Origin of the sequence: Nocardia brasiliensis, assembly GCF_011801125.1 — a bacterium.
GTDB classification, from domain to species: Bacteria; Actinomycetota; Actinomycetes; order Mycobacteriales; family Mycobacteriaceae; genus Nocardia; species Nocardia brasiliensis_C.
In genome coordinates, this window is the sequence record NZ_CP046171.1 from 23,663 (window position 1) to 50,592 (window position 26,930).

Consider the following 26,930-nt stretch of genomic DNA (forward strand, 5'->3'; position numbering starts at 1 on the left):
TCCGGACCGGTGATCAGAACCCATCGATCACCTCGGGCGCTCCGTTTCTCGTACGTGCACCCTGACGCGTGCGGTGCTTCTACCAGCCGTTTTGGTGCACCGCAGCGGGATCTGTACGATACTTCAAGGCAGTCACGACAAGGGCTGTTCAAACGACAAGGGCCTATAGCTCAGGCGGTTAGAGCGCTTCGCTGATAACGAAGAGGTCGGAGGTTCAAGTCCTCCTAGGCCCACCCTTTCATTTCAGGCCCGTGCTCTCGACGAGCATGGGCCTTGTTCGTTTCGTGGGCTGGTGAGGGTCTGTTTTGACCGTGCCGACGGCGGGAAGGTACCGTTGCGGGGTCGATCGGCGTGGTGTGCGGCGAGCGATGATTTGGGGCCTTAGCTCAATTGGCAGAGCACTGCCTTTGCAAGGCAGGGGTTAGGGGTTCGATTCCCCTAGGCTCCACAGCGAAATATGCGGATGCGGGGCAAGGTTGGTGAACCTTGCCCCGATTGCTTTCTCCTGCTGACTAGGCGTCGTCCGTCGGCAAGCCCGGTGACCGGATGTAGCGGTGATCTGTTGTGGCCGAAGCGAAGTCGGGGTCGCGGTGGCTGGGATCTGGTCGCGTGCCCGCGGCGCACAGTAGGGTGGGGAGCATGAAGATTCTGGTTGTCGCGGGTGCTGTGATCGCTGTTCTGGTCGGGATTTCGAAGCTGCGCAAGCGCGGCGACGCGGACATGTGGCACGAGGTCACCACCCGCTGACCTCCGCTCGACCTCTCGAACATCAGTTCGACTCGAGGTAGGGTCTGGGCCGTGCCACACCTTTCGCGCCGGGATCGGGCCAGGATCAACCTCGAACAGGTTCGTGAACAGCTGCTCGATGCGGCAGCCTTCGGGAAGAAGCTGCCGCCCGAGCAGCTCGAGCACGCGGCGGGAAAGATCGCCGAGGGCCTGCGCGTCTACCTCGAGCTGACGCGGGACTAGGGTTCGACCGCGGCAGCCGCCAGCCGGGCACGGACCTCGGCGTCGGGCCAGTGCCGGATCTCGTAGCGAGGCGGCGTCAGGTCCGGTATGGGGGTGAGCCCGACGATATCGACAACCGCCGCGAATGGGACGGTGAACAGGACGGACTTCTCGCCCTGCTCGTCGACGCAGAACATCACGTAATCGGCTTCCGGCAGGAAGTACTCGACGCCTTCGCCCCAGATGGTGACGGTGTAGGGACCGCTGTCGGCGCCGATGTACATGACCGACCCCACGAACGCGCCGTCGATTTCGCCATCGCGGGTCTGCAGCGCGAGGTGCGTGTCGAGCTGCTCGGTCAGGGCGCTGCCCTGCGCCTCGTATTCGGTCAGCGCCAAACCGCAGCGGGCGCGCTGCACGAAGGGAAGGTGCTGGTGCCTGGGGGACTGGTCGAGCGGGATCACGGCGCCCGCGTCGTCGACCGTGTAGCCCTGCGGTGAGATCTGCCGGGCCGCCTCACGGTATTGCTGCTCGACGTATTCGAAGAGGGGGCCGAGATCGTCGCCGTCCGGGGCGATGATCAATCGGTCCACCTCGGGTACGAAGGCGATCGGGCGCTGGGTGCCGTCGCCGCAACCGGCGAGCCAGCCCGGGATCAGCGGCCATGAGGTGCAGTAGCCGTCACCGTCGTCGTCGAAGAACAGCACGCCGGGTTCCTTGAATCCACCGGAACCGACCAGCGCCGTGAGGTTTTCGCGCGCGGCGGCGAACACCTCTGCGGCGTCGACGCCCCATTGCTCGATGGTCCGCTCGTTGACGATGGAGCGCGAGCTCGGCAGGTCGACCGCGACGAGTTCGTTCAGGAACGGCAGGGCGGGGCGGGTGATCGGGCGCGGGTCGTCGGCGTCGGTGCTCCCGATGCCGAAGGTTTCCGAGCGCAGGATGGGCCGCAATGACGAACGCACCTGCGGCCAGCCGGGAAGGGCCGGTGCTTCGCTTCTGCTGCTGAGGAAGCGGGTGATCCGGGCGGTGCGTTCGTCCGCGGGCAGGTCGTTGGCTTCCCGGAAGATGTTGCCGAGGAACAGCTTCCACCCGCTGGTCAGGCGAATGACGAATTCCTGCGGGTCGTATTCGGCCCCTACTTCGCCCTCGGCGGTCAGCTGCTGCAAGACGAGCGCCGCGAACTGGTCGGCATCGCTCCCGATATTCTCCACGCGGCCACCATAACCGCGGCGCGCGAGCGGTCGCAGGGGAAAACCACGGGGGTCAATCGTGGGAGAGCGGGCCGTGCCGATCGAGGTGCAGGTAGGTGTAGCCGGTCACGATCAGGCACACGGCGGTCGCCGTGATCAACATCGCCCAGCCCGCGACGAGCATGCTGAGCAGGCCACCGAGCAGCGCGCCGAGCGAAAAGCTCAGATAGAGCAGGAAGTAGCCGAGCCAGTCCGCGTAGTCACCGCCGCTGATGTGGCGCTCGATGCCCTGGGCCAGCTTCACCAGCGTTCCGGTGACGTAGCTCAGCGGCACCGATACCTCGCCGTCCTTCACGAACGAGGTGTTGAGCGCGCCGACACCGAAGGCGACGAACAGGATCGGCACGAAGTCGATGTCGGGCGCGTTCTGGATGCGGGCCAGGTCGATGATCGAGGCGACGGCCAAGCTGAGGGTGGTCAGCAGCGTCGGACCGTGCGGATGCCCGGACCAATAGTGCCGCCGGCACCAGGAGGCGACCACCACGCCGCCGACGAACGAACCCAGCAGCCCGAGGGCCGCCATCGCCGTGTCCTTCTGGTCGTGGAAGTGCCCGAGGATGGCGCGCTCGGTATTGCCGGTCATGAACGTGACGAAGTAGCCCGCGGTGTGCATGAACGCCGCGGCGCCGATCAAACCGGCCAGTGCGGCCAGCACCCAGGACAATCTCGCCTCGTTGTCGAACAGTGCCCGCTTACGCGCTTCGTCAGGTCCAGGCACAGCTCAGACTCCTTTTGGCGGCGGATGTTTCTCCTCAGTGATACCTGCTGCGCCTCGGCGCGGACACCTGCGGCGCGGTGAGTTGCCCGACGATTACCCGCCGGTGTGACAGGCGGCACGCGAGATCGGAGGGCAGGAGTCTCGCAACGACTAGCCCGTGGCCGCGGGTGGGCACCAGAGCCGGTCGAGCGGGCCGCCAGTCGAACCGAGGCAAGAAGTCCACCCCTGCCGTTACCGTGCACAGGTGGATTCCGTGCTCGATTTCCTGCTGACCGAACCCCTGCCCACCGCCCCGCTCGACGATGTCGGTGCGGCCTGGACCCGGCATCGGGTGGCGGCGAATCGTTTCGCCAAGCCGGTCGATATCGCGCTGGCCGGCGGGTTCGGCGCCGACCGGCTCGGCTACGCGTTCCTGTCCGGCTATCAGGAGGCGGTGCGCACGCTGATTCCCGACCTGGCCTCCGACGAGCTGGTCGCGCTGTGCGCGACGGAGTCCGGTGGCGGGCATCCGGCGGCGATCGAGACGACGGTGACCGAAGTGGACGGCGAAACCCGGCTCAATGGCACGAAAACCTTTGCGACGCTGGGCATGTTGGCCCATCGGTTGGTGGTGATCGCCAGTGTCGGCGCCGACCTGGATGGCCGGAATCGTTTGCGCGCCACCGTGGTCGAGCTGCCGCAGCCGGGTGTGCGGGTGACGAGCCTGCCCGCGACCCCGTTCGCGCCGGAGATCCCGCACGCGACGGTGAACCTGACCGATGCCGTGGCCACGGTGCTACCGGGTGACGGCTACCTCGACTACCTCAAGCCGTTTCGCACCATCGAGGACATCCACGTGCTCGCGGCTGCGCTCGGCTGGCTGGTGCGGGTGGCGCGGGCCGCCGGGTGGCCGCGGCCGGTACTCGAACGACTGCTGGCCGGCGTCGCGGCGGTGCGCGGGCTGGACATCGATGCGCCCGGATCGCCCGGTGTGCATATCGCCCTCGGGGCCGTGTTCGAGTACCTGCGGTGCTTGGTGGACGAACTCGATTCCCGGTGGGAGTCGGCGGATTCGCTGACTCGGGAGCGCTGGGCGCGGGATCGTCCGCTGCTCGCGGTCGCCGGACGGGTGCGCGAGCAGCGGCTGGCAACGGCCTGGCGATCGGTGCTGTCGGCGGTCGAGCGGCCGAGCTGACCTGCTCCAGAAATGGGGAGCGGGCCTCGGCGAAGGGGGGGAGTTAGCCGAGGCCCGCGTAAGGTCGGCCCGGGGGGGAGGGGCCGACGTGAATGATCCTACGCGATGATTCGCGATTGTGTGTGCGTGGGGAGCGCCACTTTCTGAAGTTTTTCCTGGCGCGTGATCTTTCCCGGAGTCGGGGCTCGTTTCCGCGACGGAATCCACTCGGGCATACCTGACGCGGAGGTGGCCTGGTGTTTGCCAAATCCGCTGTTCCCCAGGTCGATACCCTTGTTCCCGGTAAAGCGGTCCGGCAATAGCCGTCCCGGCCAGAACATGCCGACCGGTCTCTGTGTGTCGCGCATCGCTGTCGAATTGGGTGGGTTCGCCGTGTTCGAGCAACGCCGGTGTCGCGTGTCGGTGCCGGACGGCGTGTTCGTCGGCCGTGGGCCGGTGCGACCGCGGTGTCGCCTCGTCGGGCATGGGCCGGTGGATGTTCTACTCGCCCGGTCGGTTTGGTGTCGCCGCACGTCGGGTCGAGTAGCGCCCGGTGGTGATTCGGGTAGTGCGCTACGCACGACTGCGCGGGGGCTCCGGCGTGACCATATAACCGGTCGCACTTCGATCCGGCACCCCCGAGCACCGCCTGGATCGAGGTGCGGCCTTCGTTTGTCTCGGCGATGCGCACGAAGGGGGCTGTGCGCCCGGCCAAGAACTCCGTACTCTGTAGAGAGAAGGATGGTTTCCGGTTTCGGGTAATCGCGCGCGACGGCAGGCGGCTTTTCTCGCGACTCGGGCACCGAACAAATCGGATGAACTTGTCGGTGGGTCGCGCAATACTGACACGAGAATCGGCCAGCGACCCGATCACGCGAATTGGCCGACGTCGGATCTACCGGCGTCGCGCAAATACATCCTATGAAATCCACTGATCCCAGGAGAGTCATGCCCGACGCAATAGTCGCCGAGGGGCTGGTCAAACGATACGGCCGGCTGGTCGCGCTCGACGGCCTCGACCTCACCGTCCCCGAGGGGACCGTCACCGCGCTGCTCGGACCGAACGGCGCAGGTAAGACCACCACCGTCCGGGTGCTCAGCACGCTGCTGATACCGGACGCGGGCCGGGCCACCGTCGCGGGTATCGACGTACTCGCGCAACCACGTGCCCTGCGCTCGAAGATCGGCGCGTCGGGGCAATACGCGGCCGTCGACGAATATCTGACCGGCTTCGAGAATTTGGAAATGGTCGGGCGGCTCTATCACATGGGTGTGCAGCGCAGTAAGGAACGCGCGCGCGAACTACTCGACCGTTTTCGGCTCAGCGACGCCGCGGACCGCCCGGTGAAAGGCTATTCCGGCGGCATGCGCAGGCGCCTCGATCTGGCGGGCGCGCTGGTGGCCAACCCACCGGTGCTGTTCCTCGACGAGCCGACCACCGGCCTCGATCCCCGGGCCCGGCTCGACCTGTGGGATGTCATCGAGGAGCTGGTGGCGGGCGGCACCACGCTGCTGCTCACCACGCAGTACATGGACGAGGCGGACCGGCTTGCCGATGCCATCGCGGTGATCGACCACGGAAAAGTCATCGCGCGCGGTACCGCCGACGAGCTCAAAACCATGGTCGGCGGCGACCGGATCGAGCTGACGGTCGATCACGTGGACAACCTCGAGGTCGCCTCGCAGGTGCTGAAAGGCTTGGCGGACGGGGAGATTCACGTCGAGCCGGGGCTGCGGCGGATCACCGTGCCGGTGTCCGACGGTTCCCAGGCGTTGGTCGCCGCGATCAACCGGCTGGCCGAGAACGACGTGAAGTTGCACGACGTCGGCCTGCGTCGTCCCTCGCTCGACGACGTGTTCCTCGCCCTCACCGGGCACGAAGCCGAAGAACTCGTCAACGGCGACCGCACGGGCGAGCTGGAAACCACGGAAGGAAAGTCCCGATGACCGCGGCGATTCCGGTCCTCGACCGGTCCTCGATCAGCGCGAAGCTGGCCATTGTCACCAGCGATAGCCTGACCATTGCCAAGCGCGGCGTTATCAAGATCAAACGAGTGCCCGACGTTTTGATCTTCTCGACGCTGTCGCCGATCATGTTCGTGCTGTTGTTCGCCTATATTTTCGGCGCGGCGATCGACGTGCCCGGCATGTCGGGCGGCTACCGGGAATTCCTGATCGCGGGCATTTTCGCGCAGACGGTGGTCTTCGGCGCGTCCTTCACCGGCGCCGCACTGGCCGAGGACATGCAGAAGGGCATCATCGATCGGTTCCGATCCCTGCCCATGGCTCCCTCGGCCGTACTGATCGGGCGCACCCTCAGCGACGTGGTGATCAACGTGGTCAGCCTGACCGTGATGTCACTGACCGGACTGGTGGTCGGCTGGCGGATTCGCGGTTCGTTCCTGGACGCGGTCCTGGCCTACGCGCTGTTGCTGCTGTTCGCCTACGCGGTGTCCTGGATCATGGCGGTGGTCGGGCTGTTGGTGCGCACGCCCGAGGTGTTCAACAACGCCAGCTTCATGGTGGTCTTCCCGCTGACCTTCATCGGCAACACCTTCGTGCCGAGCGAGAAGCTGCCGTCGGTGCTGCGCGTGGTCGCCGAGTGGAATCCGGTGTCCGCGTTGACCCAGGCGACGCGCGATCTGTTCGGCAACACCAGCCCACTGGCGCCCACCCCGGCGGCGTGGTCGCTGCGGCATCCGGTCGCGACCACGCTGGTATGGGTGGTGGTGATCATGGTGGTGTTCGTGCCGTTGGCGATCCGGCAGTACAAGAAGACCGTCAGCCGCTGATCAACGCCCGTTCTCCGCGCCGGCGCCCGCGACGGGGGTCGGCGCGGAGCCGTTGCGGGAGTAGCCGATCCGCGGCGGCTCCGGTGCGGGCGCCGGCGGTTGCGGCCGCCTGCCGCGGATCAGCAAGGCCACGGCGCCCGCCAGTGCGACGACCGCCGCGCCGAGCAGCCGGTACCGAGTACGTGCGGATACATGCAGGCGCCCCAAGGTCATTCGCCCATGCTGGCACAACCGCGTGGTTCATGCAGTATCTCCAGCTCAGCGGTTTGTCGCGGGTCGAAACGAGCGACTCCGGCCGCCGCGTCGCGGGATCGGCGCGGCGGGACCGTAGCATTGCGGCGTGACCTCACCGAATCAGACTGCTGTGGCGACGCTGCACACGAACCGCGGCGATATCAAGATCTCGCTCTTCGGTAACCACGCGCCCAAGACGGTCCGCAACTTCATCGGCCTTGCCGACGGCTCGGCCGACTACTCCGCCGCGAACGCGAGCGGTGGCAGCAGCGGGCCGTTCTACGACGGCTCCGTCTTCCACCGGGTGATAGCCGGGTTCATGATTCAGGGCGGCGACCCGACCGGCACCGGCCGCGGCGGGCCGGGCTACGAGTTCGGCGACGAATTCCACCCGGAGCTGCGTTTCGATCGCGGCTACCTGCTGGCGATGGCCAACGCCGGACCGGCGACCAACGGTTCGCAGTTCTTCATCACCGTCGGCCCGCAGTCGCACCTCAACCGCAAGCACACGATCTTCGGTGAGGTCCTCGATCCGGACTCGCGCAAGGTGATCGACGCGATCGCAACGACGCCGACCGATCGCAACGACCGTCCACTGGAACCCGTGGAAATCACCAAGATCACGATCGAATGAGATTATGACCGTTCAGCCGCCCGCACCCACGTGCGTCCGTCACCCGAATCGTCCGACCGGTCTGGCGTGCACACGCTGCGGACGGCCGTCCTGCCCGGAATGCCTGCGTCCGGCGTCGGTCGGCCAGCACTGCGTCGACTGCTTGCGCCAGGGCCAGCGTGATGTGGCCCCGGTGCGCACCGTCGCGGGCGCGCCGGCGCCGCGCGCCTCGCTACCGTTCGTCACCTACGCGCTGATCGCGATCAACGTCGCGGTCTTCGCGGTGACGGCGGCCCAGTCCCAGAGCCTGGTGGACAACCAGGTCTCGCGACTGTTCGTGCGCTGGGTGCTGTATCCGCCCGCGGTCGCCGACGGTCAGTGGTGGCGGGTGCTGGGGTCGGGCTTCCTGCACTACGGCCCGATTCATCTGCTGCTCAACATGTTCGCGCTGTATGTGATCGGCCGGGATGCCGAGCTGGTGCTCGGCAGGCTGCGCTATCTCTCGGTCTATCTGGTGTCGCTGCTCGGCGGTGGTGCCGCGGTCATGGTGTTCGCCCAGGACAGCGCCACCGCGGGGGCATCGGGCGCGGTGTACGGCCTGTTCGGCGCGATCACCGTCATCCTGATCCGGCTGCGGCAGAACCCGAACCAGATGCTGATCCTGATCGCCATCAACGTGTTCATCAGCTTCTCGCTGCCCGGTATCTCGCTGTGGGGTCACCTGGGCGGGCTGGCGGCGGGCACGCTGGCGACGCTCGGCATTCTGTTCCTGCCGGGTTGGCTGCGGGCGAAGTCTCCGCAGGCGGCGCGCCTGATCGGCTGGGCGGCGGTGGCCGTGGTCGCGCTGGTCTCGGTCGCGGTCACCGGTGCGACGGCGATGTCGCTGACCTGACCGGGGTTACGGCTTCACGTGAAACACGGCCGGGTCGCTCGGCGCCGGTGCGCGAGCGACCCGGCCGGGCACGCGCGTCAGCGTGTCGTATTGCCCCGCAAGCCGAGTGCGCGGACCAGGGCGGCGTGCACCTCGTCGGGGCGGGTGCCCAGATCCCAGCGCCCGAAGATGAGCAGGCGCTCGGTGTCGTCGTGGTTGACGTCGATCTCCAGCATCGGCATCTTGCGGCCGAGGCGGCGGTAGTCGACGACGCGCGCCCGGATGATCTGCTCACGGGTGTAGCCGGTGGGACCGAACAGCGTGCGGACCACCATTCGCGGCTGCGGGCCCGGCGCCACGCTGAGTCGTGGGCGCTGCCGGAAGCCGAGCCCGGCCAGGCCGAGCAGACCGGCCGCGGCGAGGCCGATGAGCAATCGGGCAGGCGCGTCGCCGGCGAAGATCGTGGCCACGGCCAGCAGCACGCCGCCGCCCGTTACCGCGACGAGCGCGGAGGTCGGCGTGGTCCAGGCCAGCTGCGGTGAGTTGTCACCAGGCCGTTGAGCAGGAGATTCAGACGTCACGGGCCACTTTCCCCAGTGCTGCTCGAGTTGTCCACAGGTTCATCCACAGGTGTGTATGAATGACACGTCTGTAATCCAGATGTGGTGTCCGCGTCACCTTCGAACACCCAGATGTGGTGTCAACGCCACCGCATGGTCATGATCAGACCGACGACCATGAGGCCGAATCCGATCAGGAAGTTCCACGCGTTCAGGTCGGCCATCCAGCCGATGTGATCGGCGGCGATGTAGTAGACGAGCAGCCAGACCAGCCCGGCGAGCATGAAACCGAGCATGATGGTCACGTACCAGACCGGTGAGGGTCCGGCCTTGACCTTCACCGGAGTCCGGCTGGCGGGGTTGATCGTGTAGTCGGTCTTCTTGCGGACCTTCGACTTCGGCATGACGTCCTCGTGTTCGGCGTTCAGGTCGGTACCGGCGGGCTAACGCGGTGTGCCGAGTGGTTTGCCGAGCTCGCTCGCCGCTGTGGACAAGGCTCTGGCTGCCCTCCGGTGTGCCTCTAGGCTATCCCAACTGGTATTGGATGCGACGTGGTGTCATGCGGGGACGTAATCTCAGAGCATGCGTGTTCTGGTCGTCGACAATTACGACAGCTTCGTGTTCAACCTGGTCCAATACCTCGGACAGTTGGGTGCCGAGGCCATCGTGTGGCGCAACGACGACCCGAAGCTGGCCGATGCCGACGCGGTGGTCGCCCAGTTCGACGGGATCCTGATCAGTCCGGGACCCGGTACCCCCGATCGTGCGGGCGCCAGCATCGAGCTGGTGCGCGCCTGCGCCCGGCACGCGGTCCCGCTGCTCGGCGTGTGCCTCGGGCATCAGGCGATCGGGGAGGCGTTCGGCGCGACCGTGACCCGCGCCCCGGAACTGCTGCACGGCAAGACCAGTTCGGTGTTCCATGTGGGCGCGGGCGTGCTGGCCGGGCTGCCCGATCCGTTCACCGCGACCCGCTACCACTCGCTCACCGTGCTGGAGGAGACCCTGCCCGCGGCGATCGAGGTGCTCGGCCGCACCGAGAGCGGCATCGTGATGGCGATGCGGCACCGCACCCTGCCGATTCAGGGCGTGCAGTTCCATCCCGAATCGGTGCTGACCCAGGGCGGGCACCGGATGCTGGCCAACTGGCTCGGCGTTTGTGGTGAACGTCCCGCCGAGGGGCTGGTCGAAATGCTCGAGGCGGAGGTCGCCGCGCTGGTGCTGCAGTGACTCGTCCCCATGTGCTGTTGTCCGTCGCGGTGAGCGTCGACGGCTACATCGATGACGCGAGCCCAGACCGCCTGCGCCTGTCCGGGCCCGCCGATTTCGACCGAGTCGATCAGGTGCGCGCGGAGTCCGACGCGATTCTGATCGGCGCGCACACGCTGCGCCGGGACAACCCGCGGCTGCTGGTGGACAGCGCCGCGCGCCGAGCCGCCCGGGTCGCGGCGGGCAAGCCCGAGTATCCGGTGAAGATCACGGTCACCGCGAGCGGCGACCTCGATCCCGGGCTGCGGTTCTGGCGGCACGGCGGTGACAAGCTCGTCTACACCACCGATGCGGGCGCGGCGCGGATCGGGGAACGCCTGTCCGGGTTGGCCGAGGTCCGCTCGCTCGGCGCCGAACTCGACTTCGGCGCACTGCTCGACGACCTCGGCCACCGCGGCATCGCCCGCCTCATGGTCGAGGGCGGCACCCGCATCCACACCGCGTTCCTGGCCGCCGATCTGGCCGACGAACTGCACCTCGCGATCGCTCCCCTCCTGGTAGGCGATCCCGAGGCGCCCCGATTCCTCGATCCGGCAGCGTTTCCCGGCGCGCCGCACCGCAGGATGCGCCTGGTCGAGGTCGACCAGGTCGGCGATGTGGCGGTGCTGCGTTATCGCCCGAAGTCGAGCCCGCTCCCGGCGGAGCAGGACGACCGCTTTCTGCGGCGGGCGATCGAGCTGGCGCGGCAGTGCCCGCCGAGCACCACCGCCTTCTCCGTCGGAGCGGTGATCGTCGCCGACGGTGTGGAGATCGCGACCGGCTACTCGCGCGAAACCGACGACAAGGTGCACGCCGAGGAGTCGGCGCTGAACAAGCTCGATCCGGACGATCCCCGGCTGGCCGCCGCCACGATCTACACCACGCTGGAACCGTGTTCGCAGCGCGGCACCGCGACCCGGCTGCCGTGCACCGATCGGATCCTGCGGGCGGGCATTCCCCGGGTGGTGCTGGCCTGGCGCGAACCGCCGACGTTCGTGACCAACTGTGTCGGCGTGGAAAAGCTCCGCACGCACGGGGTCGAGGTGGTCGAGCTGAGCGAGCTTGCGCAGGAGGCGATGTCGATGAACCGCCACCTGGACCTGAACTAAGGCCGCCCGTAGACCGCGGTGACGAACTCGCCGAGCTGATTGTCGTCGAGGTGACGGGCTAGATCGGCCTCGCTGATCATGCCGACCAGCCGTTTGTTCTCGATCACCGGCATCCGTTTGATCCGGTGGCTTTCCATCTCGTCGAGCACCACTTCGATGTCGGCGTCGGCGGCCACCCAACGTGGCGTCGCGGCGCAGAGCTCGGCCGCGCGAGTGGTGGCGGGCGAGCGACCCTGCGCGATGCACTTCACGACGATGTCGCGGTCGGTGATGATCCCGCACATCCGGTCGCTGTCGTCGGCGATGACCAGCGACCCGACGCCGAGTTCGGCCATAACGCGGGCGGCCTTTCCGACGGTTTCGTCCTTGGCGATCCACTGCGCGCCGGGCTTCATGATGTCCCTTGCGGTCGTCATCGGTTCCTCCTCGCTGCTCAGCACTGCTGATTCGGACGGAGCACATGATTCGGACAGAGCACAGCCAATTCTGCCGCCGAACACACCGACTGGTCGGTGCTTTGCGCCAACTGCCGAAAACAGAACGAGCGGGCCCGAAGGCCCGCTCGTCGACGTGGACTGGATATCAGGCGACTACGGCGGCCCGAGCACGCCGACGCCGACCTGCACCGCACCGCTCTTCGGGATCGAACTGCCCGCGGCAGGCGCCTGGGTGATGATGCGGCCGACGCTACCCGCGTCGAACGTGCCCTGCGGCGACTGGCTGATCTGGCTCTGCGTGCCGGTCCAGCCCTCCGCGCGCAGTTTGTCGACCGCCTGGCCGACGGTGAGTCCGGTCAGCGACGGCATCTTGATCTGATCGCTGGACACCTGGACGACGATCGTCGAGCCCTTCTCGACCGTCGAACCGCCGGACGGGCTGGTCGCGAGCACCTCGCCGACCGGGCGGGTGGAGGGCACCTTCTCGATCGTGATCTTGAAACCGGCACTGTCCACCAGGTTGGGCCGAGCGACCTCGATGTCCTGACCGACAACGTTCGGCACCCGGGTGGTTTCCGGGCCGGACCCGAGCGTCACGACGATCGCCTGGTCGATGTCCACCCGCGAGCCCGCCGACGGTTCCTGCGCGATGACCTTGTCCTTCTCCTGCGTGCTCGACGGCTTGCGCGGCACGTTCGGATCCAGTTGCAGGTCGCTCTTGCGCAGTTCGGCCTCGGCCTCGGCCTGGGTCAGGCCGTCGAGCTTGGGCACCTGCACCTGGGCGGGACCGGTGGACACCTGCACGGTGATGGTGCTGCCCTTGTCGGCCCGCGAACCGCCGAGCGGCTGGGTCGCGATGACATTGCCGGTCGCCACCTTGCTGTCGGGCTTGGGGAAGCTCGCGACGGCGAAGCCGGCCTTCTGCAACGCGTCGATCGCCTGCTGCGAGGACTTGCCGGCGACATCGGGCACCGTCACCTGATCCGGCTTGCTGCCGGGGCCGATCAGGACCCAGAACAGGGTGAACGCGACGGCCACCGCGGCAGCGGCGGCGATCGTGAGATAGACCGTGCGGCGCGGGCCGCCCGGATCCACCGACGCCTGCTCGGAGGTGTCGTCGTTGCGCTCGACGGTGCGGTAGCTGCGCGGCGCGGGCTCGTTGTTGCCGAAAACGGTGGTGCGGTCTTCGTCGGTCATCACCATCGGTGCGCTGGGCTTCTGCCCGCCGAGCACCCGGATCAGGTCCGCGCGCATCTCGGCCGCGCTCTGATAGCGGTTGGCCGGGTTCTTGCTCATCGCCTTGAGGATCACCGAGTCGAGCTCGCGCGGCACCCCGGGATGCACGTGCGAGGGCAGCCGCGGGTCCTCCCGGACATGCTGGTAGGCCACCGCGACGGGCGAGTCACCGGTGAAAGGCGGCTCACCGGTGAGGATTTCGAACAGCACGCAGCCGACGGAGTACACGTCCGAGCGCGCGTCGACGGTCTCGCCGCGCGCCTGCTCGGGGGAAAGATATTGCGCGGTACCGATCACCGCGGCGGTCTGGGTCATCGGGTTGGAGCTGTCGGCGATCGCCCTGGCGATGCCGAAGTCCATCACCTTCACCGCGCCCGCCCGGTTGATCATGATGTTGGCCGGCTTCATGTCGCGGTGCACGATGCCGGCCTTGTGGCTGAAATCCAGTGCGGCACAGACGTCGGCGATGACCTCCATGGCCCGGCGTGGCGGCAGCGGACCCTTGCCGCGCACGATGTCACGCAGCGTCTCGCCGTCGACGTACTCCATCACGATGTACGGCAGCGGGCCGTCGTCGACCTTGGCCTCGCCGGTGTCGTACACCGCGACGATGGCCGGATGGTTCAGCGCGGCGGCGTTCTGGGCCTCCCGCTTGAACCGCAGGTAGAAGGTGGGGTCGCGAGCCAGGTCGGCGCGCAGCACCTTGATCGCGACATCACGGCTGAGCCGTAGATCGCGTGCCTTGTGTACTTCGGACATACCGCCGAACCCGATGATCTCGCCCAGCTCGTAGCGGGAGGAGAGATTCTTCGGGGTCGTCATGGTTGTCCTTGCGAAGAAGTAGCGGGCGCGCTGAAGGAGCCAGAGGGGCCTCGGGCTCCGGGAATCTCCGGAAACGGTATGTCGATCGTCGGCACCCGCGGCCGGGTCGTGCTCGGCGCGGTTGTCGTCGGTTTACTGCTGGTGGACGGCGTCGTCGTGGTCGGTGTCGGGGTGGTGGTGGTCGGCTCGGGCGTGGTGGTCGGCGGTTCCGTGGTGGTGGTCCGTTCGACCGTGGTCGGCGGCGGCGGAAGCGGCTTCGGCGTCGTCGTGCTGGTCACCGGCGGCGGTGGCGGCGGCTTCGGCGCGGGGACCGAGGTCGTGGTCGGCGCCGGATTCTTGGTCGGGTTGGTGTCACCGCCGAACATCAGGTAGCCGACGGTGGCGACGAGCAGCACACCGGCGGCGACACCGGCCGCGGTCCACTTCTGCGTCGAGGTGAAGCCCTTGTTCCGGTCCGGCGGCACCTGGTTGCCGCCGGTGCCGGGGTTGAGCATGGTCGCGGGCGCCGCGCCGGTGGCGTGGCCCGATTGGCCAAGCGCGCCGCCGGCGGGCGTTGAGTAGCGCACCGTCGCGCCATCGAAATCCGCAGGGGCGGAAGGCAATACGACGGTCGGGCCGGGCGGCAGCACCCGGGTGGCACCGGTCAGCGGCGTCCCCGCCGCACCGGCACGCGGCGGGGGTGGCCTGCGACCCGCGCGCACGGCGGCCACGGCGTCGGCGAACTCGCCGCCGCTGGCGTAGCGCAGGTTCGGGTCCTTGCCCATGGTGATCTCGATCAGCTCGCGCACGTTGCCGGGCAGATCGCCCGGCATCGGCGGCGGCGCCTCACGCACGTGCTTCATCGCGACGGTGATCGCGCCGTCGCCGCTGAACGGCCGGGTGCCCGCGAGCGCCTCGTAGCCGACGACGCCGAGGGAGTACACGTCGCTGGCGGCGGTCGCGTCCTCGCCGACCGCCTGCTCCGGCGCGATGTACTGGGCGGTGCCCATCACCATGCCGGTCTTGGTCACCGGCGAGGCGTCGACGGCCTTGGCGATGCCGAAGTCGGTGATCTTCACCTGACCGGTCGGCGTCACCAGGATGTTGCCCGGCTTCACGTCGCGGTGCACCACCCCGGCCCGGTGCGCCACGTCCAGCGCGCGCCCGGTCTGCTCGAGCATGTCCAGGCCCTGGCCGACCGAGAGCCTGCCGAGCCGGTTCAGCACCGTGTTCAGCGGTTCGCCCTGCACCAATTCCATGACCAGGTAGGCGGTTTCACTGCCCTGCGGGTCGGTGGTCTCGCCGTAGTCGTAGATCCCCGCGATCCCGGGGTGGTTCAGCTGGGCGGTGGTCTTGGCCTCGGTGCGGAACCGATGCCGGAACGTCGGGTCGGCGGAGAACTCCGACTTGAGCACCTTGACCGCCACCCGGCGATCGAGCCGGGTGTCCAGCGCCTCCCAGACCTGGCCCATGCCGCCGGTCGCGATCAGCCGTTGCAGCCGATAGCGGTTGGCGATCATCGCACCGTTGTTCAGCATCCCCGTACCTTCACTCGCACATCCATCTCGTTCAGCCCCCTCGCAGACCGGCGTCCAGCACCGCACGCGCGACCGGCGCGGCCACCGAGCCGCCCGTCGCGGCCAGCGCCCGGTCGCCGCCGTTCTCCACGACCACCGCGATGGCGATCTTCGGATTCTGGGCGGGCGCGAAGGCGATGTACCAGGCGTGCGGTGGGGTTTTGCGTGGATCGCTGCCGTGCTCGGCGGTGCCGGTCTTGGAAGCGATCTGATAGCGGGACTTGTTACCTCCGGCGGTGTTGCTTTCCGAGGCGATCATCAGATTCGTCAGCGAAGACGCTACCTGTGCGCTGACCGCTTGGCCGACCGAGACCGGCTTGGTTTTCGACAACTCACTGAGGTCAGGTCCCTGCAGTTGGTCGACCAGGTACGGCTGCATCCGAACTCCGCCGTTGGCCACGGTCGCGGCGATCACCGCGTTGTCCAACGGGGTCAGTGCCACGTCGCGCTGCCCGATGCTGCTCTGCGCCAGCGCGGCGTTGTCCGAGATGGGGCCGACGGTGCCCTCGGCGACCGGGATCGGGATGTCGCGGTGCGTGCCGATGCCGAAGGCGGCGGCCTCGTCCTTGAGATTCGCGGCGCCCACCTTGACGCCCAGTTCGGCGAAGGCGGTGTTGCAGGAGAGCCGGAACGCGTCATACAGCGAGGCGGTCGGGCCGGGGCCGCAGTTGGTCCCGTTGTAGTTCTCCAGCGTGGTGCTGGTGCCGGGCAACGTGATGTTCGGCGCCGCGGTGAACTGGTCCTCCGGGGTCGCGATGTTGTTCGCCAGCGCCGCGGCGGTGACCACGACCTTGAACGTGGAGCCGGGCGGATAGGTCTGCGAGACAGCGCGATTCAACATCGGCTGGCGCTCGTCGGCGCTGAGTTCCTCCCATGCCTTCGTCCCGCTCGCGCCGTCGTGCCCGGACAGCAGGTTCGGGTCGTAGCTCGGCGTGGACACCATGGTGAGGATCTTGCCGGTGCTCGGCTCGATGGCGACCACCGAGCCGGTGTAGCCCTTGCTGGTCAGCTGGTCGTAGGCGACCTGCTGCATGGCCGGGTCGAGGGTGGTGATCACGTTGCCGCCGCGCGGGTCGCGCCCGGACACCATGTCGACCAGCCGCTGCCCGAACAAGTGACTGTCCGAACCGTTGAGCACCGAGTCCTCGGCCCGCTCCAGTCCGGTGGTCTTGTACTGGATCGAGTAGAAGCCGGTGACCGGGGCGTAGGCCTCCGGCGAGGTCGGGTACGTGCGCAGGTACTTGTAGCGGTCGTCGGTGGCCACCGAGTTGGCCAGCACCGTGCCGCCCGCGGAGATCTGCCCGCGCTGGCGCGAGTACTCGTCGAGCAGCACCCGGTTGTTGCGCGGGTCGGTGCGCAGATCGTCGGCCTTGATCACCTGGACGTAGGTGGCGTTCAACAGCAGCGCCACGATCATCACCATCACGGCGATCGCGACTCGGCGTAGGGGAGTGTTCATGTCGCAGGCCCCGCTTCCGGTCGGCCGCCGTCCGGCTTGCGCAGCAACTCGGTCGTCGCGTCCGCGATCGGCGCGGCGGGCACGCTCTTACGGGCGGGCGCGGGTGCGCGCGCCGCGTCGGAAACCTTGATCAGCAACGCGAGCAGCGCGTAGTTGGCCAGCAGCGAGGAACCGCCGTAGGACATGAACGGCGTGGTGAGACCGGTCAGCGGAATCAGCTTGGTGACGCCGCCGACGACCACGAACAGCTGGATCGCGATGGTGAACGCCAGCCCGGCCGCGAGCAGCTTGCCGAAACTGTCCCGCACGGCGAGCGCGGTGCGCAGGCCGCGCACGATGAACACCAGGAAGAGCACCAGCACCGCGGTGAGCCCGATCAGGCCGAGTTCCTCGCCGATGGTGGTGATGATGAAGTCGGTCTTGGCGAAGGGCACCTGGTTGGGCCTGCCGCTCCCGAGGCCGGTGCCCGCCAGGCCGCCGGTGGCCAGGCCGAACAGCGACTGCGAGATCTGGTAGCCGGTGTTGTTGTAGTCGTCGAACGGGTGCAACCAGGTCTGCGTGCGCACCTGGACGTGCCCGAAGGTCTGATAGGCGAACACGAAACCGAGCCCGAGCAGCGCGCCGCCGATGATCAGCCAGCCCACCCGCTCGGTGGCGATGTAGAGCATCACCAGCACGGTGCCGAAGATCAGCAGCGAGGTGCCGAGGTCCTTCTCGAAGACGAGCACGCCGACGCAGACGATCCAGACCACCACGATCGGGCCGAGGTCGCGCCCGCGCGGGAACTCCATGCCGAGCAGATGCCGCCCGGCCGCGGTGAACAGGTCGCGCTTGGCCACCAGTACCGAGGCGAAGAAGATGATCAGCAGGATCTTCGCGAACTCGGCGGGCTGAATGTTGAAGCCCGGCACCTTGATCCAGTTCTTGGAGCCGTTGATCTCGGAGAACCGGCTCGGCAGCAGCGCGGGCATGGCCAGCGCGATGAGCCCGACCAGGCCGAGGGTGTAGCTGTAGCGCGCCAGCGTGCGGTAGTCCCGCAACGCGATCAGCAGCACAACGAATACCACCATGCCCAGCCCGGTCCACAGGATCTGCTTGTTCGCGTCGGGGGAGGGCAGCGACCACGAGTTGTAGATCGCGGTCTGTTGATCGGCCAGGTCGAGCCGGTGGATCAGCACCAGGCCGAGCCCGTTGAGCAGCGCGACGATCGGCAGCAACAGCGGGTCGGCGAACGGGGCGAAGCGCCGCACCGCGAGGTGGGCCACGCCGAACAAACCGAGATAGGCGGCACCGTATTTGGCGATATCCCAGGTGAGCGACTGCTCCTGACTCGCCTCGACCAGGAACAACGCGGCCGTGGTGATCACTGCCGCGCCCGCGAGCAGCAGCAATTCGACATTGCGTCGAGTGCTCGGCGGGGGCGCGGGAGCGAAGCCGCCGGGAGGACTGGGAAAAGCCCCAGCGGACGGCGGTGCCGGTGCGGACATCAGTCCGTCACCCGGCAGTTCTCCCCCGCGATCTGGGGGTTCGACGGCGGAACCGGGGCCTCCGACTTGGTCGGGGTGGGGGTGGTGGAGCCCTTGGGATCGCCGGGGCCCGGCGCGGGCTCGGCGGTGGTGGTGGGGGCGCTGCTGGTGGCGGGCGGCAACGGCGGCTGCGGCTCGGCCGGCTGCGGCAGCACACCCGGCTGCGGCACCGACTCCTTCACCGGGCAGGGCGGCAGCAACTCGCCCTGCGCGATGGAGCGCATCTGCTCCTTGGCCCGGTCCAGTGACCCGGGCGGCAGCCCGCGGTCGACCTGTTCCCGTCCGGTCTGCTTGAGATCGGTGACCTTCAGCTGCTTGCACGCCGATGGTAGATCGGCGCCCGGATTCACCAGCGACAGCTCACCGGTCTTGGTGACGCAGCCGACCAGGTTCACGTCGTGGATGGAGTAACCGAGTACCGAACCGGGTAACCCGCGCAGAATGACCACCGAGCCGTTGTCGGCCCCGACGTAGTAGTTGCTGCGAATCATCTTGTAGCCGACCAGCAAGCCGACGCTGACCGCGACGACCAGCGCCACCGCGAGCATGATCCAGCGCAGCCGGTGCGACTTGCCCTTGGTCTCCGGCTCGGGAGCGGCCGCCGCCCGGCGCGGGGCGGCGCGCGGCGGCCGCATCGCCGCCGCCCGGCCCGCCGCGGTATTCGGCGGCGGTGTGTCCTCGTCCACCCCGGACGCCGCACCGGCGACGATCGGATGGCTCTGGCCGTAGTCGAGATCGATCACATCGGCGACGACCACCGTGACGTTGTCCGGGCCGCCGCTGCGCAACGCGAGCTCGATGAGGCGGTCGGCGCATTCGTCGGTGGAACCCTCCCGCATGGTGTTCGCGATGGTCTCATCGCTCACCACATCGGAGAGCCCGTCGGAGCACAGCAGGTAGCGATCGCCCGCGCGCGCCTCCCGCATGATCAGCGTCGGCTCGATCTCGTTGCCGGTGAGCGCGCGCATGATCAACGAGCGCTGTGGATGGGTGTGTGCCTGTTCGGGGGTGATCCGGCCCTCGTCGACCAGCGACTGCACGAACGTGTCGTCCCTGGTGATCTGGGCGAGTTCGCCGCCGCGCAGCAGATAGGCGCGGGAGTCACCGATATGGACCAGGCCCAACTTCTTGCCCGCGAACAGGATCGCGGTGAGCGTGGTGCCCATCCCGTCGAGTTCGGGCTCCTCCTCGACCTGATCGGCGATCGCGGCATTGCCCTCCCGCGTCGCCGCGTCGAGCTTGCCGAGCAGGTCGTCGCCGGGCTCGTCGTCGTCCAGATGCGCCAGCGCGGCGATCATCAGCTGCGAGGCCACCTCGCCCGCGGCGTGGCCGCCCATGCCGTCGGCGAGCGCGAGCAGCCGTGCGCCCGCGTAGACGGAGTCTTCGTTGTTGCCTCGGACGAGACCGCGGTCGCTGCGCGCTGCGTAGCGGAGAACGAGTGTCACGATCGCAGCTCGATCACTGTTTTGCCGACACGGACGGGGGTGCCGAGCGGAACCCGCACGGCAGTGGTGACTTTCGCGCGATCGAGATAGGTGCCGTTCGTCGAACCGAGATCTTCGACGTACCAATCGTCGCCGCGGGGAGACAGTCGCGCATGTCTGGTCGAAGCGTAGTCATCGGTGAGCACCAGCGTGGAATCGTCCGCACGCCCGATCAGCACCGGTTGGGTGCCTAGCGAGATGCGGGTGCCGGCGAGTGAACCTTGAGTCACCACAAGAAATTTGGCGCCCTTCTGGCCCCGGCTGAAGGAGGGCAGCACCGCGGAACCGCGTGCGGCCCTGGGCTGGATCCGAATGCCGGATGCCGCGTAGATGTCGCTGCGCAAGGTGCGCAGCACCGCCCACACGAACAACCACAACAGCAGTAGGAACCCCGCACGGGTCAGTTGCAGGATCAGTCCCTGCACGGCGCTCCACCTCCTGTTCGACCGTGTATGTCGGTGCCGTAGGTGCGGTTCGACCACCCCCACCAGCATGCTGGTCTTGCCGACCCCGGTATCCGGTGCCGTGCGTGTGTTGGCAGCATCATAGGGCCGAAGGTCGATTTCGATCACGATACGACCGACGAATCCCTGATGGCCAAGTCGTGACCGGCATCGCGAGCTTACGGGATCAGACGATACGGATCAGGATCTCGGAGTGCCCGGCGCGGATGACATCACCGTCGGCGAGCTGCCAGTCCTGCACGGGGGAACCGTTGACGAGGGTGCCGTTGGTGGATCCCAGATCCGAGAGCATCGCGGTCGCGCCGTCCCAGCGAACCTCGATGTGCCTGCGCGAGACACCAGTGTCGGGCAGCCGGAAGTGTGCGTCCTGGCCGCGGCCGATGATGTTGCTGCCCTCCCGTAGCTGGTACGTGCGGCCGCTGCCGTCGTCGAGCTGCAGGGTCGCGGAGTAGCCCGAACCGGCCTGCGGCGCGGCGCCGTACGCCGGCGCGGCCGCGTAGCCCGGCTGCTGGCCGTAGCCCGGCTGCTGCGAGTACGCCTGGCCGTAACCGCCCTGGTCATCCTGACCGTAGGCGGCCGGCTCCGCGTAAGCCTGATCGCCGTAACCCGGCTCGGCGTAGCCCTGCTGGCCGTAACCCGGCTGGGCGTAGCCCTGACCTTGCTGGCCGTAGGCCGGATCGGCGTAGGCCTGATCGCCATAGCCTTGCTGGCCGTAACCCGGCTGACCGTAACCGGGTTCCTGGTAGCCCTGTTGGCCGTAGCCGGGCTCCTGGTAACCCGGCTGGCCGTAACCCGGCTCCTGGTAACCCGGCTGGCCGTAGGCGCGATCGGCATAGCCCTGCTGCTGGCCGTAGCCCGGCTCCTGATAGCCCGGCTGACCGTAGGCCTGACCGCCCTGCTGGTAGTCGTAGCCGTTCTGGTAGTCGCCATACCCCTGCTGCGCGTCCGGCGCCTGATAGTCGGCCGAACCATAGGGTGCCCCGCCACGACCGTAATCCTCGCGGTACGCGCCGTTCTGCGGACCGCCGCGACCGGCAGGCGGTGGGGCGTACCCGCGGTTGCGTGGATCGGACTCCGCGGGCTCACGGCTCGGGTCGTAGCCTGAGTTCTGCGTCATGGGGCCAGCTCCTGGTTGCGGGTTTTCAGGTCGTTGTGGCGGGGGTTCGGGGCTGTGAGCTGGTGTAGCTCGGCGACCGATGTCCGGGTCGACCCGGCCGCTTGCCCTGAACTGTCCGGTGTGCAGCGTAGGTGATGCCTCGAAAGCCACGTGTACTTCGCCGTAGGTCTGCCACCCTTGCTCGCGGATGTAATCCTGCAGATGCTTGGCGAACGCGCGGGTCGTGAGGTCGTGATCGGCATCCAGTTGCTGATGATCTGAGGAATTGATGGTGATCACATAGCTGTTGGGCGCCAACAGATGTCCGCCGCCGAGCTCCTGGACATGATCGGCCGCCTCCTGTTGCAGGGCCGCCTCCACCTCCTGTGGCACGACATTGCCGCCGAACACCCGAGCGAACACATCACCGACGGCACCCTGCAGGCGACGCTCGAACCGTGAAACGATGCCCATCTCGGCCTCCCTTCGGTGAGCGTCAGTTCTTCGGATCCGTAACAACGACACGCGGATATGGCGTGTCGTGTATCGAGCACGTTCATTGCATGATATCCACGATCGTCCACACCTGTAACTCTTGGCGCGGCCAGCGGGTTCCCTGGCTTGTCGAGCCCCCGCGTCACGGGCCCACAGACGCGATTTCGTGTCTGCGCGCACCGCGTGATACTGTCTCGGAGTCGCTCGGGCGAGTGGCGGAATGGCAGACGCGCTGGCTTCAGGTGCCAGTGTCCTTCGGGACGTGGGGGTTCAAGTCCCCCTTCGCCCACCACATAAGCGCAGGTCAGGGCTGAGATCGATGATCTTGGCCCTGTCTGCGTACACACTCCGGTACACAACGGATCTGAGGGGATTCGGCGTCGCGACCGCGAAGGAACGCGACCATGGCTGCACGCCGCACCCGAATCGCCCCTACTCCACAGGGGCCGACCCCCACCCCGCACACCAGCGCCGCGGGTATCACCACTTGGAAAGTGCGCTACCGCATTCCGCGCGGCGGCCGGACCGTCGCGACCTCCCGGACGTTCGAGAACCTCACTCGCGCCGCGTGGTTCGCCCGCCTGCTGGTCAATCCCGGCCCGGCCGAGGCCGAGGCGATCCTCGAGGCGATGCTCGCCGCCGAGGCCGCGGGCATCCACTTCGTGCTACTGCGGGACCATCTGCACAGCTACGTCGACGGCCTGACCGGTATCGAGGCAGAGACCCGCCGCAAGTACCGGCGATTCATCGATCGCGACATCGTGCCGTTCTTCGGTCACGCCCTGCCCGTCGACGCGCTCACCCCGGCCATGGACGCCGCGTGGGTCGTCCACCTCGAACAAGAAATCGGCAACAGCGCCAAGACCATTCACAACAAGCACGGGTTCCTGTGCGCGGCGATGGGTGCCGCCGCGCGCCAGCGCCCGACATCGCTGATCGCCTACAACCCGTGCAGCGACACGACCTTGCCGCCGGTCTACCCGGCCGCGCTGGACGCGTTCAACGACGAGGAGTATGAGTTCCTCGAACATCTGCTCGCCCCGTTCTGGCGGCCGATGTTCGAGTTCGCCACCATGTCGATGGCCCGGCCCGGTGAGTACGGCGCGCTGCGCGTCGGCGACATCGACCCCGACACCGGCGCGGTCACCATCGAACGCGCATGGAAGTGGGCCAACGGCAAATTGAAGATCGGCAAACCGAAATCCGTGCGGGGCACCCGGACCACCTATGTGCCCCTCGAGACCGTCGGCCGCCTCGATCTGGATCGCCCGTTGACCGAGCCTCTGTTCCTCACGCCCAATGGCAAGGAAGTCACCGCGGTCCGGTTCTACCAGCAGGGCTGGGCACCAGCCATCGCGCGGTTGCTCGCGCTCCGCAACGGCGACCGGAGCCTGTTCACCGGCCGCGCCGGGTGGGAGGGCGAGTCGTTCGATGTGCTGCTCGCCCGCTACGGCCATCTCATCGAGCGCATGATGCTCAAGCGGCTCACGCCCTACTGCACCCGCCACACCGGCATCTCGTGGCGACTCCAAGACGGCGAGCCCATCTGGGTGGTGTCCCGCGACGCCGGGCACGAATCCATCGTGACCACCGATAAGCGCTATGGGCACATCTCCGCGGCGGCAAGCGCTGCCGCCGCACAGACCGTCGCAGGCCGGTTGCCCCGGCTACGCGCTGAGCTCGTCGACCTCGAGCAGGCGCGCCGCCGCCGCATGGTCCGTCTCGGCGAACTCGGCGAGGTCTGCGCCGTCGCAGGAGGGTTCGAGGCAATCTGGATGAACGCCGAGGGGGAGGTGCAATCGGCTGTCTTCGCCGACTATGCCGCTGCCGTCGACCACGTCGCCCAGAACGAGGCAGGCGACCGGCTCGCCGTGGCCGCCTGAATTGAATTTCCTTACACCGGTGAAACGAAACGAAACCCGATGACTGCCAACAAGGTATGCCCGTTCCCCCTCACCGCCGATCGTGCGTGCGGCCGGACCGTCGTCCAACGGTCCGGCCCCGGCCGCCCCCGCATCTACTGCGATGACCCGAAACACAATGCCGTCGCCCGTCTGCGCGCGGACGAACGGTTCCGTGCTCGCGCGCAGCACGGCGACGCCGAAACGGCACGACCGGTCACCGAGCGAGTCTCGGCGCTCGGTGCCGCCCTCGACCGCCTCGGCAACCTCAAGGCTGAGCTGCGAGCCGAGCTGACTGACGCCGAAGAACTCGCCGCTGATCTCACCGATCTCGACCTCGTCGCCACGGAGTTGCGCGCCGTCGAGGCCGCTGCGGAGGCACGTGTCGCGCAGGCTCGTGCGGCCCAGGCCGCCGCTGAGCACGACGCAGCGCTCGCGCGCCGAGAACGCGACGCGGCCCACGAGCTGACCGAGATCGCACTAGATGCGGCCGAGGAGGCGATTGCGACGCGCGACGCCTCGGCCGAGACCGTGATCAGGATTCGGCAAGACTGTGATCAGCAGATCGCCCGCGTGACCGCGGTCGACGACGCAGCCCTCATCCGAGCGAACGCCGAACGCGAGCGACTGCGCGTCGTCGCCGATACCGCGTTAAATGAGCTGCGTGAGGAACTTTCGGCACAGCACGACGTCGTCGCTGTGCTGCGTGCCGAGCACGCCGCCGAACTCGCCACACTGCGGACAGAGCATCATCGGATTGTCGCGACCCTGACCACACACGCCGGGCTACCGGCACACGGCTGGCACCGGCGACGGCCGGGCTACAGGCGAACAGGCCGCCTAGCCCGACGCTAGGTGATTTCCTCCGAAACGTTGACGCTTCGGACGCACGGCTGTCAGGCTCGACCCATGGGGACGGAGTGGTTGTTAATCGAGTGCATCAGGGAAACGCCCACGGTAATGGCGGTGGGGCGCAAACCGTTGCCACTCAAGGATATTGACGCGGTACTGCGGGGTCCGCGGCGTAGTGCGGCCCGCCGCGCGGTCGCGCAGGTACGTGAGACGGGAGAGCGGTTCGAGGAGCGCTCCGAGACCAAGGGCGAGCACATCGTCGCCGAGCCGATCAAGAACGTCTTCGGCATGGTGCACGGCGTGCGGTTGTGGATCGGTGATCTCACCGAAGAGATCCCGGCGCCCAGCCGTAGCGGTGCCTGGGATTGGGACGAGGAGAAAATCACTACGTTGGCGACTGAGGAGATGCACGACATCTACGCGGTTCCCCGTGCGCAACGGCTCCCCGAGGTCGCGCGGATAAGCGGGTTGCGCCATGTCACCACCGCTGACGACAAATCCGCGGCGTTGGCGGCCTCGCTGTCCGCGGAGCTGCTCAACGATATGACTAAGACCTTCCAGACGACATGGCAGATCAAGCGCGACGACAACGTCCTGCGCGACATCAATTTCGTGGCACGTGGGGCGTACGTGGGCGGCGTGCCGTTCCTACACGGCATTACGCACGACATCACCCCCGGCGGCGTCGACGACAACGCGGTCGTGCCGCCGCTGACCTACGCCGAGGCGCTGATCGAGGGCGAGCTGCGCGGCAACGAGGAATGGCCGATTCTGGTAGACCTGCGCTCGCTCACCGGGTTCGAGTGGTTGCGTGAGCCAATGCCCGAGGTCGCCTGGGAGCGCACCGGCATTTCGAGCCGCGACCCTGCGCTGCACCCCGACGACATACCGGCCGCCCGCGACATCGCTCGCCGGTGCCGGCGTGACGGGCATTCCGGCGGCACGGTGCGGGTCCGCCGGATCGATGGCAGTTGGATGAGTGTCGATCTGACCGCGAAACTTGTGCTCCTGACCAGAGAATCGGAGACGAGTGCGGCACTGGTGAAGTTGCGGCGACCGCCCGCAGTGTGAGAACCCACGAGAATTCCCGAACTTTCTTCCGTTCAAACCTGATTCGTACTAGGTTTCGATGTGAAGCGTTGTCCTGTCATCTCGGCCTCGACTTCCCGCGGTATCTGCTGTTGCCGATTCATGCCCTTACGGGGGGCGCAGAGGCGGGGAGTGGCCTTGGGGAATGTTCGACTATCGCGTCGCCGGTCCGGCGGCGTCCTCGGTGGGTGATACCGAGTGACGGGATCGGCTGCGGCACCGGCAGAAGGCCATTACGGCCGGGACGTGCCGCTGGAACTGGGAATGGCCGCGCTGCGGCACTACGAAGCGCTGCGCGAGATGGGGATCGTCTTCGCTGACCCCTTCGGTGAGATCGAGATAGACCACGCGCGCGCTCGCGTGGAAATAGGGTCGCTGCTGGTGCGGGACGATGGTGTGCTCGAGGTTGTGCCGTGTCGGGGACTCACGGTCATGCAGCGCATTGAGCTGGCCTATCAGGCGCAACGGGCGCGCTATCTCGGCCCGCAGGAATGCGACGGATGGCAATACGTCGACGAAATAGGTTGGCTGGTGGCGGTTTTCGAGCCGCTATGACGACTGGCGCGGCGTAGCGGCGCGCTGTTTGAGTTCGCGGACCCGCGCGGCCGAGGACCGGCCGGTGCGGGTGCCGCGGCTGGTGACGAGGGGGCCGACCGGTTCGGCGTCCGCAGGCTCATCGATGGCTTTGGCAGCGGCCTCGACACCCCGCTGTATCAGCGCAGCGAACGAAAGCCCCAGTGCGGCGGCCACTGCTTCGATGTCGTTGAGATTCAAGGGGCTTTCGCCACGGATGCGGCTGCCTAGATAGGTCGGCTTGAGTCCGGAGGCTGCGGCGAGGTCCTTGAGCGTCAACCCATTCTGGCGTCCCATTTCGGCGCGGATCTCGCCCGCCAGCGCCCGCGAGTGGGGGCCAGCGGGGCCTATGGCGGCTCTACCCATGCTTGCAATCTACCAAATAGGCCCCATGGTCGCTAATAGAACCTCTAGGTCTTATTTACGTTGCACAAATCGTAAATA

The 26,930-nt window shown here is 67.6% G+C and carries 27 protein-coding genes and 3 tRNA genes; 16 read left to right on the top strand and 14 right to left on the bottom strand.

Translation table 11 applies throughout. The features are described from left to right. The first annotated feature begins 159 nt into the window (after positions 1-159). The 4 genes from F5X71_RS00110 (at position 160) to F5X71_RS00120 (ending at position 969) form a co-directional block, all read left to right on the top strand. Positions 160-233: transfer RNA gene (locus F5X71_RS00110), tRNA-Ile, on the top strand. A 142-nt stretch (positions 234-375) separates the two neighbouring features. After that, positions 376-448 (top strand) — tRNA-Ala (locus F5X71_RS00115). 191 nt (positions 449-639) lie between these two features. After that, complete coding sequence (locus F5X71_RS36755) at positions 640-747, top strand: DLW-39 family protein (protein ID WP_238815644.1); 108 nt, start codon at positions 640-642, stop codon at positions 745-747. Positions 748-798: 51 nt separating this feature from the next. After that, positions 799-969, top strand: coding sequence for a DUF6374 family protein (locus F5X71_RS00120; protein WP_167460100.1), 171 nt, complete (start codon positions 799-801; stop codon positions 967-969). Here F5X71_RS00120 and F5X71_RS00125 read toward each other — a convergent pair. Next, entirely contained in the window at positions 966-2,162 is a 1,197-nt protein-coding gene (locus tag F5X71_RS00125) for a hypothetical protein (RefSeq protein WP_167460101.1), read from the bottom strand. The two genes, F5X71_RS00120 and F5X71_RS00125, sit on opposite strands and share 4 nt — an antisense overlap. A 52-nt stretch (positions 2,163-2,214) precedes the next feature. Continuing rightward, positions 2,215-2,919: a YoaK family protein gene (locus F5X71_RS00130; RefSeq protein WP_167460102.1), complete on the bottom strand. Its 705-nt coding sequence runs from the start codon at positions 2,917-2,919 to the stop codon at positions 2,215-2,217. A 244-nt stretch (positions 2,920-3,163) separates the two neighbouring features. Between F5X71_RS00130 and F5X71_RS00135 the strand changes: the two genes are divergently transcribed. The 3 genes from F5X71_RS00135 (at position 3,164) to F5X71_RS00145 (ending at position 6,864) form a co-directional block, all read left to right on the top strand. After that, positions 3,164-4,093: an acyl-CoA dehydrogenase family protein gene (locus F5X71_RS00135; protein ID WP_167460103.1), complete on the top strand. Its 930-nt coding sequence runs from the start codon at positions 3,164-3,166 to the stop codon at positions 4,091-4,093. A gap of 927 nt (positions 4,094-5,020) precedes the next feature. Then, positions 5,021-6,019: an ATP-binding cassette domain-containing protein gene (locus tag F5X71_RS00140; RefSeq protein ID WP_167460104.1), complete on the top strand. Its 999-nt coding sequence runs from the start codon at positions 5,021-5,023 to the stop codon at positions 6,017-6,019. After that, entirely contained in the window at positions 6,016-6,864 is an 849-nt protein-coding gene (locus tag F5X71_RS00145) for an ABC transporter permease (protein ID WP_167460105.1), read from the top strand. Before F5X71_RS00140 ends, F5X71_RS00145 begins: the two co-directional genes overlap by 4 nt. Here the strand turns inward: F5X71_RS00145 and F5X71_RS00150 are convergent, their stop codons facing one another. Beyond that, the gene (locus F5X71_RS00150) at positions 6,865-7,077 is read right to left on the bottom strand and encodes a hypothetical protein (protein ID WP_167460106.1); all 213 of its coding nucleotides are present in this window, start codon (positions 7,075-7,077) and stop codon (positions 6,865-6,867) included. Positions 7,078-7,204: 127 nt separating this feature from the next. Here F5X71_RS00150 and F5X71_RS00155 point away from each other — a divergent pair, with 127 nt between their 5' ends. Beyond that, positions 7,205-7,732, top strand: a complete 528-nt coding sequence (locus F5X71_RS00155) for a peptidylprolyl isomerase (protein ID WP_167460107.1) — start codon at positions 7,205-7,207, stop codon at positions 7,730-7,732. Positions 7,733-7,736: 4 nt separating this feature from the next. Further along, a complete protein-coding gene (locus tag F5X71_RS00160) occupies positions 7,737-8,603 on the top strand; it encodes a rhomboid family intramembrane serine protease (protein WP_167460108.1) in 867 nt (288 codons plus the stop codon). Between the two features lie 77 nt (positions 8,604-8,680). Here the strand turns inward: F5X71_RS00160 and F5X71_RS00165 are convergent, their stop codons facing one another. Together F5X71_RS00165 and crgA are read right to left on the bottom strand one after the other, a co-directional pair. Further along, a complete protein-coding gene (locus F5X71_RS00165; RefSeq protein ID WP_167460109.1) occupies positions 8,681-9,163 on the bottom strand; it encodes a PH domain-containing protein in 483 nt (160 codons plus the stop codon). Between the two features lie 119 nt (positions 9,164-9,282). Beyond that, complete coding sequence (gene crgA / locus F5X71_RS00170) at positions 9,283-9,546, bottom strand: cell division protein CrgA (RefSeq protein ID WP_167460110.1); 264 nt, start codon at positions 9,544-9,546, stop codon at positions 9,283-9,285. A gap of 178 nt (positions 9,547-9,724) precedes the next feature. Between crgA and F5X71_RS00175 the strand changes: the two genes are divergently transcribed. Further along, the gene (locus tag F5X71_RS00175; RefSeq protein ID WP_167460111.1) at positions 9,725-10,369 is read left to right on the top strand and encodes an aminodeoxychorismate/anthranilate synthase component II; all 645 of its coding nucleotides are present in this window, start codon (positions 9,725-9,727) and stop codon (positions 10,367-10,369) included. After that, positions 10,366-11,496 (top strand): dihydrofolate reductase family protein, encoded by a 1,131-nt coding sequence (locus F5X71_RS00180; protein WP_167460112.1) that lies wholly within the window; start codon positions 10,366-10,368, stop codon positions 11,494-11,496. Before F5X71_RS00175 ends, F5X71_RS00180 begins: the two co-directional genes overlap by 4 nt. Here F5X71_RS00180 and F5X71_RS00185 read toward each other — a convergent pair. The 8 genes from F5X71_RS00185 to F5X71_RS00220 all read right to left on the bottom strand — a co-directional run bounded on the left by F5X71_RS00185 (position 11,493) and on the right by F5X71_RS00220 (position 22,050). Beyond that, positions 11,493-11,912: a CBS domain-containing protein gene (locus tag F5X71_RS00185; protein WP_167460113.1), complete on the bottom strand. Its 420-nt coding sequence runs from the start codon at positions 11,910-11,912 to the stop codon at positions 11,493-11,495. The two genes, F5X71_RS00180 and F5X71_RS00185, sit on opposite strands and share 4 nt — an antisense overlap. A gap of 174 nt (positions 11,913-12,086) precedes the next feature. After that, positions 12,087-13,991, bottom strand: a complete 1,905-nt coding sequence (pknB, locus tag F5X71_RS00190) for a Stk1 family PASTA domain-containing Ser/Thr kinase (RefSeq protein ID WP_167460114.1) — start codon at positions 13,989-13,991, stop codon at positions 12,087-12,089. Continuing rightward, positions 13,988-15,508, bottom strand: a complete 1,521-nt coding sequence (locus tag F5X71_RS00195; RefSeq protein WP_167460115.1) for a serine/threonine-protein kinase — start codon at positions 15,506-15,508, stop codon at positions 13,988-13,990. The genes pknB and F5X71_RS00195 overlap by 4 nt, the downstream gene beginning before the upstream one ends. A 31-nt stretch (positions 15,509-15,539) precedes the next feature. Next, a complete protein-coding gene (locus F5X71_RS00200) occupies positions 15,540-17,006 on the bottom strand; it encodes a peptidoglycan D,D-transpeptidase FtsI family protein (RefSeq protein WP_167460116.1) in 1,467 nt (488 codons plus the stop codon). Next, positions 17,003-18,493, bottom strand: a complete 1,491-nt coding sequence (locus F5X71_RS00205) for an FtsW/RodA/SpoVE family cell cycle protein (protein WP_167460117.1) — start codon at positions 18,491-18,493, stop codon at positions 17,003-17,005. The genes F5X71_RS00200 and F5X71_RS00205 overlap by 4 nt, the downstream gene beginning before the upstream one ends. Continuing rightward, complete coding sequence (locus tag F5X71_RS00210) at positions 18,493-19,977, bottom strand: PP2C family protein-serine/threonine phosphatase (RefSeq protein ID WP_167460118.1); 1,485 nt, start codon at positions 19,975-19,977, stop codon at positions 18,493-18,495. Before F5X71_RS00210 ends, F5X71_RS00205 begins: the two co-directional genes overlap by 1 nt. Further along, positions 19,974-20,441 (bottom strand): FHA domain-containing protein FhaB/FipA, encoded by a 468-nt coding sequence (locus F5X71_RS00215; protein ID WP_014980860.1) that lies wholly within the window; start codon positions 20,439-20,441, stop codon positions 19,974-19,976. Before F5X71_RS00215 ends, F5X71_RS00210 begins: the two co-directional genes overlap by 4 nt. A gap of 205 nt (positions 20,442-20,646) precedes the next feature. Then, complete coding sequence (locus F5X71_RS00220) at positions 20,647-22,050, bottom strand: DUF3662 and FHA domain-containing protein (RefSeq protein ID WP_167460119.1); 1,404 nt, start codon at positions 22,048-22,050, stop codon at positions 20,647-20,649. 227 nt (positions 22,051-22,277) lie between these two features. Here F5X71_RS00220 and F5X71_RS00225 point away from each other — a divergent pair. The 5 genes from F5X71_RS00225 to F5X71_RS00245 all read left to right on the top strand — a co-directional run bounded on the left by F5X71_RS00225 (position 22,278) and on the right by F5X71_RS00245 (position 26,468). Then, a tRNA-Leu gene (locus F5X71_RS00225) sits at positions 22,278-22,363 on the top strand. Between the two features lie 112 nt (positions 22,364-22,475). After that, complete coding sequence (locus F5X71_RS00230) at positions 22,476-23,954, top strand: tyrosine-type recombinase/integrase (protein ID WP_167460120.1); 1,479 nt, start codon at positions 22,476-22,478, stop codon at positions 23,952-23,954. 39 nt (positions 23,955-23,993) lie between these two features. Further along, entirely contained in the window at positions 23,994-24,827 is an 834-nt protein-coding gene (locus tag F5X71_RS00235) for a hypothetical protein (RefSeq protein WP_167460121.1), read from the top strand. 54 nt (positions 24,828-24,881) lie between these two features. Continuing rightward, entirely contained in the window at positions 24,882-25,895 is a 1,014-nt protein-coding gene (locus F5X71_RS00240; protein ID WP_167460122.1) for a GAF domain-containing protein, read from the top strand. A 216-nt stretch (positions 25,896-26,111) separates the two neighbouring features. After that, a complete protein-coding gene (locus F5X71_RS00245; protein WP_167460123.1) occupies positions 26,112-26,468 on the top strand; it encodes a hypothetical protein in 357 nt (118 codons plus the stop codon). Here the strand turns inward: F5X71_RS00245 and F5X71_RS00250 are convergent. Then, the gene (locus F5X71_RS00250) at positions 26,463-26,852 is read right to left on the bottom strand and encodes a helix-turn-helix domain-containing protein (protein ID WP_167460124.1); all 390 of its coding nucleotides are present in this window, start codon (positions 26,850-26,852) and stop codon (positions 26,463-26,465) included. The two genes, F5X71_RS00245 and F5X71_RS00250, sit on opposite strands and share 6 nt — an antisense overlap. Positions 26,853-26,930 lie beyond the last annotated feature (78 nt).

Coding starts and splice junctions, on each gene's coding strand:
- F5X71_RS36755 (WP_238815644.1), top strand. CDS start 640: ATGAAGATTCTGGTTGTCGCGGGTGCTGTGATCGCTGTTCTGGTCGGG.
- F5X71_RS00140 (WP_167460104.1), top strand. CDS start 5,021: ATGCCCGACGCAATAGTCGCCGAGGGGCTGGTCAAACGATACGGCCGG.
- F5X71_RS00145 (WP_167460105.1), top strand. CDS start 6,016: ATGACCGCGGCGATTCCGGTCCTCGACCGGTCCTCGATCAGCGCGAAG.
- F5X71_RS00150 (WP_167460106.1), bottom strand. CDS start 7,077: ATGACCTTGGGGCGCCTGCATGTATCCGCACGTACTCGGTACCGGCTG.
- F5X71_RS00160 (WP_167460108.1), top strand. CDS start 7,737: ATGACCGTTCAGCCGCCCGCACCCACGTGCGTCCGTCACCCGAATCGT.
- crgA (WP_167460110.1), bottom strand. CDS start 9,546: ATGCCGAAGTCGAAGGTCCGCAAGAAGACCGACTACACGATCAACCCC.
- F5X71_RS00175 (WP_167460111.1), top strand. CDS start 9,725: ATGCGTGTTCTGGTCGTCGACAATTACGACAGCTTCGTGTTCAACCTG.
- F5X71_RS00185 (WP_167460113.1), bottom strand. CDS start 11,912: ATGACGACCGCAAGGGACATCATGAAGCCCGGCGCGCAGTGGATCGCC.
- pknB (WP_167460114.1), bottom strand. CDS start 13,991: ATGACGACCCCGAAGAATCTCTCCTCCCGCTACGAGCTGGGCGAGATC.
- F5X71_RS00195 (WP_167460115.1), bottom strand. CDS start 15,508: ATGCTGAACAACGGTGCGATGATCGCCAACCGCTATCGGCTGCAACGG.
- F5X71_RS00200 (WP_167460116.1), bottom strand. CDS start 17,006: ATGAACACTCCCCTACGCCGAGTCGCGATCGCCGTGATGGTGATGATC.
- F5X71_RS00205 (WP_167460117.1), bottom strand. CDS start 18,493: ATGTCCGCACCGGCACCGCCGTCCGCTGGGGCTTTTCCCAGTCCTCCC.
- F5X71_RS00220 (WP_167460119.1), bottom strand. CDS start 22,050: ATGGGCATCGTTTCACGGTTCGAGCGTCGCCTGCAGGGTGCCGTCGGT.
- F5X71_RS00230 (WP_167460120.1), top strand. CDS start 22,476: ATGGCTGCACGCCGCACCCGAATCGCCCCTACTCCACAGGGGCCGACC.
- F5X71_RS00235 (WP_167460121.1), top strand. CDS start 23,994: ATGACTGCCAACAAGGTATGCCCGTTCCCCCTCACCGCCGATCGTGCG.
- F5X71_RS00240 (WP_167460122.1), top strand. CDS start 24,882: ATGGGGACGGAGTGGTTGTTAATCGAGTGCATCAGGGAAACGCCCACG.
- F5X71_RS00250 (WP_167460124.1), bottom strand. CDS start 26,852: ATGGGTAGAGCCGCCATAGGCCCCGCTGGCCCCCACTCGCGGGCGCTG.